Raw genomic sequence first — 12,665 nt, forward strand, 5'->3', positions numbered from 1 at the left:
ACGAAGTACGCTTCACCTACGGAGTGCCTTCCAGTTCGAGAATCTTGTGACGTCGCAATCCCAAGTTTCCCCTGCTGGGTAGGCACTTCCGTGTTTCTACACGCCGATCAGGCCGCTGCCTCGTGAACGATCCGGGCTAGGCGACCGCGACTGAGCCGACCGGTAGGCAGCCGCCCGGTCTTCGACTCCCCGGACCTCGGACCGGATGGCTGCGGCATACTGGCTCGCGGACTGGAAGACCGGTCGGACGACCTCGCGTTGGACCCAGGTTGTCGGCTCCGCCTGTCTCCCGCCGCCCGCCCCCGTAGCTCAGCTGGATAGAGCAAGAGCCTTCTAATCTCTAGGTCGCAGGTTCGAATCCTGCCGGGGGTGCCACGCCGTCCCGGTCGGGACGAGCGAGATCGACCATGGCCCGAATGTGCTTCTTGGCCGTCACGACCCCAGTCGAGCCACTCGACGGGGTCTTGGTCGCGCGCGCCGGACGGCGCGCCTCCCGCCGGAGCGCGCTCGCAGGAGTTAGAAAAGTGCCTACTCCCGGCGACGTATGAGACCGCCGGGCGCCGCACCCTCAGAAATTGGTGAAACCCCGGCAAGTATGAGTTGCCGGGGTTTCGGGTGTCTTCCGGACCGAAGTCCTTCCGACAAGCACTGTTCTATGCCTGCTGGGACGTCCTGGGCAAGGTCTGCGCCGGACAAACTTTCCCGCGCTCGGCGTGTCGGCCCGGACACGCGGTGGCGTGTGACGTGTGGGACTCCTCAGGCCTGATCAGACACGTAGTCGTCGATCTCACCGAGGACCCGTGACTTCACATCCGGCGGCGCGAACGAGGATCGGACCGCCGCCCTCGCGAGCTCGGCGACCCCGTCCGAGGAGAGGGCCAGCAGGTCCGCGGCGATCGCATACTCAGCATTGAGGGTCGTCCCGAACATCGGTGGGTCGTCGGAGTTGATCGTCACGGACACACCCGCCTCGACGAAGACGCCGAGCGGGTGCTCGGAGAGGCTGGCGACGGCCCGCGTCGCGACGTTCGACGACGGGCACACCTCCAGGGTGATCCCTTCGTCGGCCAGGTGCCTGAGGAGCGACGGGTCTGCGGCGGCCGACGTCCCGTGGCCGATCCGCTCGGCCCCGAGCAACCGAAGGGCCTCCCACACGGTCTCCGGGCCGGTGGTCTCCCCTGCGTGGGGCACCGAGTGCAGGCCAGCCGCCCGCGCCGCGTCGAAGTGCGGCTGGAACTGCGATCGGGGTACGCCGATCTCGGGTCCACCGAGGCCGAAGCCGACCAGCGCCGAGGGGCCGTGGTCGAGGGCGTAGGCCAACGTCGCGTCGGCGGCGGGGATGCCGGACTCGCCGGGAATGTCGTAGATCCATCGCAGCACCAGGCCGAAGTCACGCTCGGCCGCCAGCCGAGCATCCTCGATGGCCTCGGTGTAGGCCTCGATCGGCATGCCGATGTCGTCACGATCGGGACGGATCGAGGTGTACGGAGTGCACGTGAGCTCGGCGTACCGGAGGTGCTGCCCGACTGCCATCTCGCGGGCGACCTCATAGGTCAGCAAGCGCACGTCCTCAGGAGTGCGGACGAGGTCGACGACCGCGAGGTAGACCTCGATGAAGTGTGCGAAGTCGCGGAACTCGAAGAACGCCCGCAGTGCCTCTGGGTCTGCAGGCACGGTCCCGGGGTGTCGGGCCGCCAGCTCGGCGACGATCCGTGGGGACGCCGAACCGACGTGGTGGACGTGCAGCTCCGCCTTGGGCAGGCCGGCGATGAAGTCGGTGAGGGGCGCGTCAGTCACGCCCTGAGTCTCGCATCGCCGACCAGTCAGCGATCAGCCGAGCGCAGCGCGGATCGCGTCGGCATACTCCTGCGGGGTCGATCCGGCGAGCTCACCATCAATGAACACCGTCGGGGTGCCGTTGACCTTGTCGACGGACATCTGCTCGGTGGCGTTCTCGATCCACTGAGCGAAGACCTTGTCCTCGATGGCGCTGCGGACCTTCGACTCGTCGGCGCCGGCTGCCGTGGCCGCGGCGATGAGCTCCTCGTCATCCGGGCCGTCCGTGCCCTCGACAGGCTGGTTGGCGAAGAGCTCGTCGTGGAACGACTTGAAGGCGTCGACCCCTGCGGTGTCGAGCACCACCGCGGCCGCGTTCATGGCGCGTGAGGAGTACTCGTTCTTGGACGCACGGTCCAGGAACGACACGATGCGATAGTCCACCTTCACGGTGCCCGCCTCTATGCCGGCGTTGAGCTCCTCGCCGATCTCCTCCTCGAAGTCGGCGCAGACCGGGCACTGGAAGTCCTCGTAGATCGTCACCGTGGTGGGTGCCGCGGCGTCACCCACGACGATGCCGTAGTCGTCCACCACGCCGGCCGGGGGCGTGGCTGCCTCCCCAGTCGAGTTGCGGAGGTTCTGGACCAGGAAGCCGGCCCCCACCACGAAGACCAGCCCGGCGACCACGGCTCCGATGAGGAGCAGTCGACGGCGCTTCTCCTGGCGCTCCTGCTCCGCCTTCAGGGCAGCGGCCCGAGCGGCCCGCTCAGCGGTCTTGTTGATGTTGCGCTTCGACATCCCAATCCTCTCCGTCGCCCGGTCCGGGCGAGACTTCACCCGCGCGAGGCGGGAAGACAACAGCATCTAGTGACCAGCGAGTGCGTGGCCAGACCACGAGCCAGGCGGACAGCAGCAGCAACCCGACGTCGCGGGCGATCTCCCAGGGATACTTCGACGAGGCGCCCTCCTCGAGGCCGCCACCACCGAAGCAGCCGCAGTCGATCGACAGCCCGCGCGCCCAGGCGGCTGAGATCCCGATGATGAAGACGACGAACAGCAGCGCCGAGATCACCCCCATCGAGCGGGTCAGCAGGCCGAGCACGAGGCAGAGCCCGACGACGACCTCGACGATCGGCAGCAGGTGCCCGACGGTGGGCACGATGGACTCGGGCAGCAGGTCGTAGGCACGCACGGCTCGTACGCTGCCGGCCGGATCGGGAAGCTTGATGGCCCCCGCCACGATCCAGACACCGCCCGTGATCAGCCGTGCGACGAGACCGATCCACTGCTTCACGCCCCCGACCCTAGGCGGCGTCGCTGAGGTGCTCCTGAGAGGGCTGAGTAGGGTGCACAACGTGAATGAGCGACTCGTGTGGATCGACTGCGAAATGACCGGCCTCGAGCTGGGGGCCGACGCGCTGGTCGAAGTCGCCGCGCTCGTCACCGACTTCGACCTCAACGTCCTCGGCGAGGGCATCGACGTGGTGATCAGGCCCCCGCAAGCTGCGCTGGACCAGATGATCGACTTCGTGCGCACGATGCACGTCACGTCGGGCCTGTTGGAGGAGCTGGACGCCGGACTGACGATGGCCGACGCCGAGCAGCAGGTGCTCGACTACATCAAGGAGCACTGCCCCGACGGCAGCCGGCCCCCGCTGGCGGGCAACACGGTGGCCACCGACCGCGCGTTCCTGGCGCGCGACATGCCCACCCTGGAGGGCTTCCTGCACTACCGCAACGTGGACGTCTCCTCGATCAAGGAGCTGGCCCGCCGCTGGTACCCCCGGACCTACTTCGCCGCTCCGGCCAAGCGCGGCAACCACCGGGCGCTCGCTGACATCCAGGAGAGCATCGAGGAGCTGCGCTACTACCGGGAGGCCGTCTTCGTCCCGCAGCCCGGCCTCGACACCACCTCCGCGCGCGAGGTCGCTGCCAAGCACGCCGGCACCATCACCGGGCTGGCCCCCGATTCCGAGACCACTGCCTGATTGCCCTACACTTCTCATCGGCCTCGCGCCTGTCGCGAGGGGCCATGGTGGGTATAGCTCAGCTGGTAGAGCGCCGCCTTGTGGTGGCGGATGTCGCGGGTTCAAGTCCCGTTACTCACCCGAATCAGAGCCCCGGTCGCTGACCGGGGCTCTGTCGATTTGTGCGCCTCCGCTTCCGGGCGTCCCATCGCCCGCGCCACCTCCGTCTCCGACCGGGCAGCCGTTGCGGATACGTTGCTCTGATGAGCACAGGTGAGCACAACTACGACGTGGCCGTGGTCGGCGGCGGGCACAACGGTCTGGTCGCGGCCGCCTACCTGGCCAGGGCAGGACTCAGCGTCGCCGTCCTCGAGCGTCTCGACCACACCGGCGGGGCTGCGGTCTCGGTGTCTCCCTTCGCAGGGATGCCTGCGCGGCTCTCCCGCTACTCCTATCTCGTCAGCCTCATGCCCGAGGCACTGATGGCTGACCTCGACCTCAACCTTCGCCTCGCTTCTCGCGCCACCGCCTCCTACACGCCATACGTGCGCGACGGTCGCCCCGGCGGACTGCTGGTCGAGCGTCCGGAGGGGGACGCCACCCGCCAGTCCTTTGCCGACCTGACCGGCTCCGACCGGGACTACGAGGCGTGGCAGAGGTTCTACGCCGAGGTGGGGGGCATGGCCGAGGCCATCGCCCCGACCCTGATGAACCCGCTTCCCCTCGAGCGCGAGCTGCGCGAGGTGATCGACCCCGACATCTGGCGCGACATCGTCACCGAGCCGCTCGGGCGCACGATCGAGGAGCGCTTCGCCGACGACACGGTCCGCGGCGTGGTGGCGACCGACGCGTTGATCGGCACCTTCGCCTCGATGCACGAGGCGTCGCTGATCCAGAACCGCTGCTTCCTCTACCACCTGATCGGCAACGGCACCGGCGAGTGGAGGGTGCCGATCGGCGGCATGGGCGCGGTGACCGACGCCCTCGCTAGATCGGCGATCGACGCGGGGGCCGAGCTCATCACCGGCGCCGGGGTGAGCCGGATCGAGCCCGGGACCGATGCGGCCACCGTGGTGTGGCACGACGGGTCGCGTGAGCAGTCGCTCACCTGCCGCCGCGTGCTCTCCGGCGTCGCCCCCTGGGTGCTCCGGATCCTGCTGGGCGAGGGCGAGGACGACACCAAGCCGGTCGGGTCGCAGCTCAAGATCAACTTCCTCCTCGACCGCCTCCCGCAGCTCAAGTCAGGAGCAGACCCTGCCGTGGCGTTCGCTGGCACCCTCCACCTCGGCGAGGACTACAGCCAGCTCGAGACGGCGTACGCCGAAGCGTCGGCCGGCTCCGTGCCGTCGCACCTGCCCGGCGAGGTCTACTGCCACTCGCTCTCGGACCCCTCCATCCTCGGTGAGCTGGCCGAGCAGGGAGCGCACACCCTGACCTACTTCGGCCTCCACACCCCGGTGGGCCTGTTCGAGGGACCCGACGGCGCCGCGGCGAAGGAGCTCGCCGTCCAGCGAGCCATCGCCTCGCTCGACGAGCACCTGGTCGAGCCGATCAGCTCGTGCGTGACCACAGACGCGGACGGCCAGGCCTGCATCGAGGCCAAGATCCCCCAGGACGTCGAGCGCGATCTCGGCATGCCGGGTGGCCACATCTTCCACGGCGACCTGGAGTGGCCCTGGGCGCCGAACCGGGCCCGCCTCGACACGCCCGCGCAGCAGTGGGGAGTGCAGACCGACCACGACGTCGTCCTCCTTTGCGGCTCCGGAGCCCGGCGTGGTGGCGCCGTCTCCGGCCTCGGCGGACACAACGCGGCGCAGGCCGTGCTGGCGGAGCTGGGCTGAGTGCCGGGCGCCGGATCTCGATTTCATCCGCTCCTGGCCGACGTGTAGAGTCACTCCTCGTTGCACGGCACTCGCCTGCCGTGCAACAAGATGCGCCAGTAGCTCAATTGGCAGAGCAGCTGACTCTTAATCAGCGGGTTCGGGGTTCAAGTCCCTGCTGGCGTACAAGAGAAGGCCAGGACCGTCCACCGGTCCTGGCCTTCTTGCTATTTCCCGGTCGTCATTCCCCGCGAGTGCGTCCCGCGACTTCGCCGGACGTCATGAGATCTGTTCGTCGGAGGAGTCGATTCTCATGACGTCCCGGCTGGCCTGCCGATCAGATCGACCCCGATCCGCCCGCTCCCGCCCCGCCTTGCGCTCGCGCGCGAGGTCCCAGAGGTAGTAGTCGAAGTCGACCTGCATGGTGTGGCGCGGAGAGGCATAGAACTGGCGCAGGTTGCGCGCGTGGTCGGCCGCCATCTGTCGGCGTACGGCGCCTGCGTCAGGCGGCACGTAGGCGCCGGTGAGCATCTCCGTGACCCACGCCGACTGGGCCTCGGCGAGCGGCATCATCGCGCCCAGCGGCTGCATCAGTCCGAGGAAGAACAGACCCGGCAGGTCAGGGTGGACCGTGCGCTTCCACAGGGGCAGGTCGTTGCCCCGCGGGTCGACCAGGGACGGGTCGAGGAAGGGAAAGCTGACGCGATATCCGGTCGCCCACACGATGAGGTCCGCCGGCGCGCTGGACCCGTCGACGAAGACGACGCGGTCGCCGTCGAGGCGTTCGATGCCCGGGCGCGCCGTGATCGAGCCAGCGGCCAGGCACTCGCGGATCTTCTCCGACTGCACCGGGTGCGAGCGTCCTGGAGCGTGGGTGGGCTTGGGCAGGCCGAACTTCGTCATGTTCCCGGCGGCGGTGGCGCCGAGCCTCAGCCGTGCCGCGGTGACCCACCACGGCAACCACGCCGGCAGGGTCACCTGGTCGCTGGGCTTGCCGAAGAAGAACTTGCGCAGCACCCACTCGGTCCGGCGTACGGACCAGGTCGCGGTGCGGGCGCGGGTCGCGGCCTCCACCGAGATGTCCATCGCGGAGTTGCCGGCCCCGACGACCACGACGTCACGGCCATCGAGCTGCTCGCCGTTGCGGTAGTCGTGGGCGTGGATCTGGTCGCCGTCGAAGTGGCCGGGATAGGCGGGCTCGGGCCAGCGGGCGTCCCAGTGGTGGCCATTGGCGACGAGTACGGCGTCATACGTCTCGGACCGGACACCCTCGGGGCCCTCGACCCGCACCTGCCAACGGCCGTCCCCGGTGGGTGACACCTCCTGGACGCGGGTGTCGAAGGTGATGGTGTCGCGGAAGCCGAAGTGGTCGACGTAGTCCTCGAAGTAGGTGTGGACCTGGTCGTGGCGCGCGTAGTCGGGGTAGTCGGCCGGCATGGGGAAGTCGGAGTAGGCCATCCGCGGGCACGACGTGTTGATCTCGAGGGTGTCGTAGCAGGCCGACACCCCGTTGGGGTTGTCGTAGACCCAGTTGCCGCCGACCGACGAGCCGGCCTCGAAGCAGTCGAACGGCACGCCGGCGAGGTAGAGCTGCTTGGCCGCGGCGATCCCCGACGAGCCCGCGCCGATGATGCAGGCCCGGGGCAGGGACGGGTCGGCCGGGATCGGCTCGGTGACGGCCGACGTGCGGTGCGACTGCTTCACGAAGTAGGCCATCAGGTCTCCTGGGTCGACGGGGCGGTGCTGCCGCCCAGCTCCATGGCGGGCAGGCCGAGCTTGCGGTGGTCCCAGCTGCGGGTGCGCTCGATGTCGAGTCGGACCACGATCCGGTTGTTCATCATCAGCTCGAGGAAGGGCCGGAGCTCGGGCGTGTACGGCGAGTGGTAGCGCTCGAAGATCTGCAGGCACACCCGCTCCAGGAGCTCGGGGTCGTCCTCGATGATGACTCCGCGGCCCTCCAGGGAGACGCCCCGCAACGAGTCGTAGGTGTGCCCCGCCTCGACGAGGAACGTCATCCGGTCGTTGCGGCGCAGGTTGCGCACCTTCTGCGACTTGGCCTTCGTCTCGAGCCAGATGTGGCCGTCGAACCACGCGAACCACATGCCGACGAGGTGGATCTGGCCCTGCGGACCGAGCGTCGCCACCGTCGAGCTGCGCTGCGCGGTCAGGAACTGGTCGATCTCCGCCTCGTCCATCACGATGACGTCGCGCTGCTTCACGGGCACACCCTAGAGGAGCGGTCCACGGCACGGCAGCGCGTTCACGCGCCGATACGGCCCCTGGACGGGCGGGTCAGAGGTAGAGACCGGTGGACCCGGCGTCCAGCCGCTCGGCAGCGACCGCATGCACGTCCCGCTCGCGCAGGACGACGTAGACCTCGCCGTGCACCTCGACCTCCGCCTTGTCCTCGGGATCGAAGAGCACACGGTCGCCGACCTCCACGGCGCGCGCGTGCGGGCCGACCGCGATGACGCGTGACCACTGCAGCCGACGGGCTCCCATGGCGGCCGTCGCAGGGATGACGATCCCACCGGAGGACCGCCGCTCCCCCGCCTCCCGGTCGAGCTCGACCAGGACGCGGTCGTGCAGCATCTTGATGGCTGCAGCTCCGCTGCCCGTGGACGCTGCCGCGCCGCTGCTCACTGCCGTGCCTGCGCTGGTCAGTTGACGATCTTGCGGATGATCGCGAGCACCACGATCGCGCCGATGACCCCGCCGGCGACCTTGATGATGTTGTCGGTGCGCGGAGCCCCGGACTCGAGGTCCACGAAGTGCGCCTTCACCGAGGTCACCTCGCGACCGACGATGGTCTTGGGGCTCGCGCGGTGGGCGAGCTGGTCGATCGTGCTGGCGAGACGCTGGCGCGTCTCCTCGATCTCGCGCTCGAGCGCCGTCTGTTCGTTGGTCACGCGGGAAGGTTATCAATGGCGCTCGGATCGAAACCCCACGGCAGCTCGAGTCGATGTCCCGCCATCAGAGGCGCATCTGTGAGTATGTCGAAGGTGCGCCCGTCGGCGACCACGACGCCGTCGCTCAGCACGACCGAGCGCGGGCACAGCTCCAGGGCGAAGGGCAGGTCGTGGGTCACCATCAGCACGGTCACGTCGAGAGCGCGCAGGATGTCGGCCAGCTCGCGTCGACTGGTCGGGTCGAGGTTGGAGGTCGGCTCGTCGAGCACCAGGATCTCGGGCTCCATCGCCAGCACGGTCGCCATCGCGACGCGTCGGCGCTGGCCGAACGAGAGGTGGTGGGGCGGCCGGTCGGCGTACTCCGCCATCCCGACCTTCTGCAGGGCGGCCATCACCGTGGCCTCGAGCGCGGCGCCCTTGACCCCGAGGTTGGCCGGCCCGAAGGCGACGTCCTGTCGCACGGTGCCGAGGAACAGCTGGTCGTCGGGGTCCTGGAAGACGATCCCGACCCGGCGGCGGATCTCCTTGAGGTTGCCCTTCTCCACCGGAAGTCCGCCCACGGCGACAGATCCGGCTCCGGCGGTGAGGATGCCGTTGAGGTGGAGCACCAGGGTCGTCTTGCCGGCGCCGTTGGGGCCGAGGAGGGCGACCCTCTCCCCCTCGTGGACGTGGAGGTCGACACCGAACAGCGCCTGGTGCCCGTCTGGGTAGGCGAAGGCGAGACCGCGGACGTCCAGGACCGGCCCCAGCGTCGTGGTCATCGCGGCAGACTGCCGTCGTAGCCGCGCGAGAGCATCGCGAGGTGCACGCGTTCGCCCCGCTCGTAGGAGCGGATGAAGAGGGCTCCCATCGCCCGCGCGAGAGCCGGCCACTGCCGTGGCGAGCGTGGGTCGCAGCCGCGCGAGCGCATGGCGACGAGCATCCGTGACAGCTCGCCGGTGACGACGTCGACGTAGCGGATCATGAATCCCATGATCGAGACGATGAGGTCGGGCATCCCGAGCCGGTCGAGTCCGCGCAGAACGTCCTGGGGCTCGGTCGTGGCCGCGAGGGTCAGCGAGGCCAGCACGCCGATGGAGCCCTTCGCCAGCAGGGTCAGCCCGGCGTCCAGTCCGAGCTCGGAGACCTCCAGCCCCAGCACCTCGATGCGTGGACCCTCGGCGACGAACGGCATCAGCAGGGCGAAGGCGGCGAACGGCAGCTCGATGACCATGCGGGGTGCCAGGTAGGTCACCGGCACGCGCGAGACGCCGATGACTGTCAGGAGGACCAGCGCCTCGACCACGAAGGCCGGCCACCAGGCCCCGGGTGTCGCCACGACCACGAGCATGAAGCCCAGCAGGGCCAGCAGCTTGAGGTGCGCCGGCGCGCGGTGGATCGGACTGTGACCGTGGAAGTGGAGTCGGTGCCCGTGGCCCGCGCCCATCAGGCGTCAGCCTGGTCCGGCTCGGGCAGGGTGCCGCCTGCGGAGGTCCCCGCGTGCGGTCGCCGGCCCAACGTCCAGAACAGTGCTCCCCCCAGCAACGCCACCAGCCCGACACCCGCGACACCGGCGACCGCACCGCTGAGTCGGCCGTTGTCGACGCCACGGGTCGTGTAGTCCGCGAGCGGGCTGTCCGCAGTCGCTGACTCCTCTGCCGTGTCGCCGAACCCGGTCTCGCTCGCCACGTACTCCAGTCCGTCGGGGTGCTCGCTGGCGTAGTAGCTCGCCACGCCGGCCAGGAACAGGGTCAGCAGCACGGCGGCAGCGAAGAACGTGCGGCGGCTCATGAGGCCGCCCCGGCCCGAGTCATGCGGATCTCGAGGGTGCGTACGGCGAGCAGCGGGCGTGCGCCGTACACCAGATCAGGTCTCGTCGACATCACACTGGCGACCACGAGCCCAGTGACCGCCGCCTCCCCGAGGCCGATCAGGGTGTGCCAGCCGAGCATCGCGGCGACGACCAGGGAGAGGTCGACGGGAGCCTGCCCGCCAACGGCGAACAGGCCGGTGAAGACCAGTGCGGCACTCGGCACGCTGATGAAGGCGGCGACCGCGGCCGCGATCGGCACGGACGCAGGGCGCAAGGGCAGCACGCGGCGAAGCACGACGAACGTCGCCCAGCCGACCGTCACCGTGACCAGGGCGATCAACGTGACGTTGGTGCCGAGGGCCGTGATCCCGCCGTCGGCCATCAGCAGCGCCTGGACGAGCAGGACGACCGACACGCACAGCACCGCCGACCAGGGCCCGACGAGCACCGCCGCGAGCGCCCCGCCCATCAGGTGTCCGCTGGTGCCCGCCCCGACAGGAAAGTTGATCATCTGGGCGGCGAACACGAAGGTGGCGACGAGACCGGCCATCGGCGCCGTGCGGTCGTCGAGCTCGCGCCGGGCGCCACGCAGAGCGACGGCGACTCCCGCTGCTGCGACCACACCGGTCGCCAGCGAGGTCGGCGCGTCCAGGAACCCGTCGGGCACGTGCATGATGTCTCCCTCTCCCTCGGTGCCGGTCGTGCTTGGATGTCGACCGCCGGGCTCGGAAGCCCGCCACCACTTTATTGCATATCGTTTGCAACAACCAGACTGACCCAGGAGTCCCCATGAGCCCGACCACCTCCGGCCGCCTCGGCGCCGGCGACGCCGCCCCCGACTTCACCCTCACCTCGGACGCCGGCGAGCAGGTCACGCTCTCGGAGCTGCGTGGGCGCAAGGTGATCGTCTACTTCTACCCCGCGGCGATGACTCCGGGCTGCACCAAGCAGGCCTGCGACTTCAGCGACTCCCTCGACGCCCTGTCCAGCACCGGTTTCGAGGTGCTCGGAGTCTCCAAGGACAAGCAGGCCAAGCTTGCGAAGTTCCGCGAGCGCGACAACCTGACCCTCACCCTCCTCTCCGACGAGTCCCTCGAGGCGCACCAGGCCTTCGGTGCGTACGGCGAGAAGTCGCTCTACGGCAAGGTCGTCCAGGGCGTCATCCGCTCCACCTTCGTGATCGACGAGCAAGGCACCGTCGAGCTCGCGCAGTACAACGTGAAGGCCACCGGCCACGTCGCCAAGCTGCGCCGGGACTTGGGCCTGGACGGAGGCCCGGAGTGAATCGGCCGGTCTAGGCTGGGTCGTCCAGCGGTCGTAGCCCAACGGCAGAGGCACACGGTTTAGGTCCGTGACAGTGAGAGTTCGAATCTCTCCGACCGCACCCACCCGCTGACCCGCACAAGCTGGCGGCGGCCGACCTGCTCGCTCGTGTTTGATCGGTCGTACGCCGCCAGTTCGTGACGGCGACACCTCGTCGAAGCCCCCACCGGACCCCCCGCATCGCTAGGGTCCGGACATGGACTCCGCGCTCGTCACCATCGGACTGCCGATCGCCCTCGCCCTGATCATGTTCGGGCTCGGGCTCGACCTGACGCCGACGGACTTCCGACGGGTCGGCAAGCACCCGAAGGCCGTGCTTGTCGCCCTCGGGGTGCAGCTGGCGATCCTGCCGGCGATCTGCTTCGGCCTGGTGCTGCTCTTCGACCTCCCGCCGCTGCTCGGCATCGGGATGATGCTCCTCGCGGCCAGCCCGGGCGGGACGACGGCCAACCTCTTCAGTCACATTTTCCGAGGAGACGTCGCCCTCAACATCACCCTGACCGCGATCAACTCGATCATCGCGATCGCGACCCTGCCGCTGATCACCAGCCTCGCCATCGGCTACTACGACCGAAGCGACGACGTGAGCATGCCGTTCGGTGAGGTCGTGAAGGTCTTCGCACTGATCCTGATCCCCGTCGGGATCGGCATGCTCGTCCGCGACCGTGCCCCGAGCTTCGCTGCTCGCATGGATCGCCCGGTCCGGATCGCGTCGGCCGTGATCCTGGCGATCCTCGTGCTGGCGATCCTGCTGGACCAGCGCGACAACATCCTCGACTACCTCGGCGACGTCGGTGTCGTCGCGGCCATCTTCTGCGCCACCAGCCTGGTGGTCGGCTATCTGATCCCGAAGGCCTTCGGGATCACCGCCTCCCAGGCCATCGCGTCCTCGTTCGAGATCGGCGTCCACAACGCGACCCTGGCCATCTTCGTGGCGGTCGAAATCCTCGACAGCGTCGAGATCTCGGTGCCGGCGGCGGTCTACTCGATCATCATGTTCATCTTCGCCGCCCTCTGGGGCATGTTCATCTCCCGCCGCGTCGGTGCGACCCGGGAGGGCGTCACCGCCTGACCCGGC

15 protein-coding genes and 4 tRNA genes are annotated in these 12,665 nt (G+C 69.0%); 8 read left to right on the plus strand and 11 right to left on the minus strand.

Features of this window, described 5'->3' with window-relative positions; genetic code table 11:
* Nucleotides 1–298: 298 nt before the first annotated feature.
* Nucleotides 299–375, plus strand: a tRNA-Arg gene (locus VNJ48_RS16995).
* 381 nt (nucleotides 376–756) lie between these two features.
* Here the strand turns inward: VNJ48_RS16995 and VNJ48_RS17000 are convergent.
* Genes VNJ48_RS17000 through VNJ48_RS17010 form a run of 3 tightly spaced genes read right to left on the minus strand, consistent with a single transcriptional unit; the run spans nucleotide 757 to nucleotide 3,070 of the window.
* Complete coding sequence (locus tag VNJ48_RS17000) at nucleotides 757–1,797, minus strand: adenosine deaminase (RefSeq protein WP_325604243.1); 1,041 nt, start codon at nucleotides 1,795–1,797, stop codon at nucleotides 757–759.
* A gap of 33 nt (nucleotides 1,798–1,830) precedes the next feature.
* Nucleotides 1,831–2,574, minus strand: a complete 744-nt coding sequence (locus VNJ48_RS17005; protein ID WP_325604245.1) for a DsbA family protein — start codon at nucleotides 2,572–2,574, stop codon at nucleotides 1,831–1,833.
* Nucleotides 2,543–3,070: a MauE/DoxX family redox-associated membrane protein gene (locus VNJ48_RS17010; RefSeq protein WP_325604247.1), complete on the minus strand. Its 528-nt coding sequence runs from the start codon at nucleotides 3,068–3,070 to the stop codon at nucleotides 2,543–2,545. Before VNJ48_RS17010 ends, VNJ48_RS17005 begins: the two co-directional genes overlap by 32 nt.
* A gap of 61 nt (nucleotides 3,071–3,131) precedes the next feature.
* On the opposite strand from VNJ48_RS17010, the gene orn reads away from it, so the two are divergent.
* From orn to VNJ48_RS17030, 4 genes are all read left to right on the plus strand, one after another.
* Nucleotides 3,132–3,764, plus strand: a complete 633-nt coding sequence (gene orn / locus VNJ48_RS17015) for an oligoribonuclease (RefSeq protein ID WP_325604249.1) — start codon at nucleotides 3,132–3,134, stop codon at nucleotides 3,762–3,764.
* A gap of 47 nt (nucleotides 3,765–3,811) precedes the next feature.
* A tRNA-His gene (locus VNJ48_RS17020) sits at nucleotides 3,812–3,884 on the plus strand.
* A 122-nt stretch (nucleotides 3,885–4,006) separates the two neighbouring features.
* Complete coding sequence (locus VNJ48_RS17025) at nucleotides 4,007–5,584, plus strand: NAD(P)/FAD-dependent oxidoreductase (protein WP_325604251.1); 1,578 nt, start codon at nucleotides 4,007–4,009, stop codon at nucleotides 5,582–5,584.
* 92 nt (nucleotides 5,585–5,676) lie between these two features.
* Nucleotides 5,677–5,749, plus strand: a tRNA-Lys gene (locus VNJ48_RS17030).
* 93 nt (nucleotides 5,750–5,842) lie between these two features.
* Here the strand turns inward: VNJ48_RS17030 and VNJ48_RS17035 are convergent.
* From VNJ48_RS17035 to VNJ48_RS17070, 8 genes are all read right to left on the minus strand, one after another.
* Nucleotides 5,843–7,279: a flavin-containing monooxygenase gene (locus VNJ48_RS17035; RefSeq protein ID WP_325604253.1), complete on the minus strand. Its 1,437-nt coding sequence runs from the start codon at nucleotides 7,277–7,279 to the stop codon at nucleotides 5,843–5,845.
* Nucleotides 7,279–7,782 carry a pyridoxamine 5'-phosphate oxidase family protein gene (locus tag VNJ48_RS17040; RefSeq protein ID WP_325604255.1) on the minus strand — a complete coding sequence of 168 codons (504 nt, stop codon included), beginning with the start codon at nucleotides 7,780–7,782 and terminating at the stop codon, nucleotides 7,279–7,281. Before VNJ48_RS17040 ends, VNJ48_RS17035 begins: the two co-directional genes overlap by 1 nt.
* Before the next feature lie 73 nt (nucleotides 7,783–7,855).
* The gene (locus tag VNJ48_RS17045; protein WP_325604473.1) at nucleotides 7,856–8,155 is read right to left on the minus strand and encodes a co-chaperone GroES; all 300 of its coding nucleotides are present in this window, start codon (nucleotides 8,153–8,155) and stop codon (nucleotides 7,856–7,858) included.
* A gap of 68 nt (nucleotides 8,156–8,223) precedes the next feature.
* Complete coding sequence (locus tag VNJ48_RS17050; RefSeq protein ID WP_325604256.1) at nucleotides 8,224–8,472, minus strand: DUF3618 domain-containing protein; 249 nt, start codon at nucleotides 8,470–8,472, stop codon at nucleotides 8,224–8,226.
* Nucleotides 8,469–9,233 carry an ABC transporter ATP-binding protein gene (locus VNJ48_RS17055; protein ID WP_325604258.1) on the minus strand — a complete coding sequence of 255 codons (765 nt, stop codon included), beginning with the start codon at nucleotides 9,231–9,233 and terminating at the stop codon, nucleotides 8,469–8,471. Before VNJ48_RS17055 ends, VNJ48_RS17050 begins: the two co-directional genes overlap by 4 nt.
* A complete protein-coding gene (cbiQ, locus tag VNJ48_RS17060; RefSeq protein ID WP_325604260.1) occupies nucleotides 9,230–9,898 on the minus strand; it encodes a cobalt ECF transporter T component CbiQ in 669 nt (222 codons plus the stop codon). Before cbiQ ends, VNJ48_RS17055 begins: the two co-directional genes overlap by 4 nt.
* Nucleotides 9,898–10,242, minus strand: coding sequence for a PDGLE domain-containing protein (locus VNJ48_RS17065; protein WP_325604262.1), 345 nt, complete (start codon nucleotides 10,240–10,242; stop codon nucleotides 9,898–9,900). The genes cbiQ and VNJ48_RS17065 overlap by 1 nt, the downstream gene beginning before the upstream one ends.
* Nucleotides 10,239–10,937 carry an energy-coupling factor ABC transporter permease gene (locus VNJ48_RS17070; protein WP_325604265.1) on the minus strand — a complete coding sequence of 233 codons (699 nt, stop codon included), beginning with the start codon at nucleotides 10,935–10,937 and terminating at the stop codon, nucleotides 10,239–10,241. Before VNJ48_RS17070 ends, VNJ48_RS17065 begins: the two co-directional genes overlap by 4 nt.
* 116 nt (nucleotides 10,938–11,053) lie before the next feature.
* Between VNJ48_RS17070 and bcp the strand changes: the two genes are divergently transcribed.
* The 3 genes from bcp to VNJ48_RS17085 all read left to right on the plus strand — a co-directional run bounded on the left by bcp (nucleotide 11,054) and on the right by VNJ48_RS17085 (nucleotide 12,659).
* Nucleotides 11,054–11,548, plus strand: coding sequence for a thioredoxin-dependent thiol peroxidase (bcp, locus tag VNJ48_RS17075; RefSeq protein ID WP_325604267.1), 495 nt, complete (start codon nucleotides 11,054–11,056; stop codon nucleotides 11,546–11,548).
* 27 nt (nucleotides 11,549–11,575) lie between these two features.
* Nucleotides 11,576–11,648: transfer RNA gene (locus tag VNJ48_RS17080), tRNA-Leu, on the plus strand.
* 135 nt (nucleotides 11,649–11,783) lie between these two features.
* Entirely contained in the window at nucleotides 11,784–12,659 is an 876-nt protein-coding gene (locus tag VNJ48_RS17085) for a bile acid:sodium symporter family protein (RefSeq protein WP_325604269.1), read from the plus strand.
* The last annotated feature ends 6 nt before the right edge of the window (nucleotides 12,660–12,665 follow it).

This window comes from Nocardioides sp. (genome assembly GCF_035576065.1).
GTDB lineage: Bacteria > Actinomycetota > Actinomycetes > Propionibacteriales > Nocardioidaceae > Nocardioides.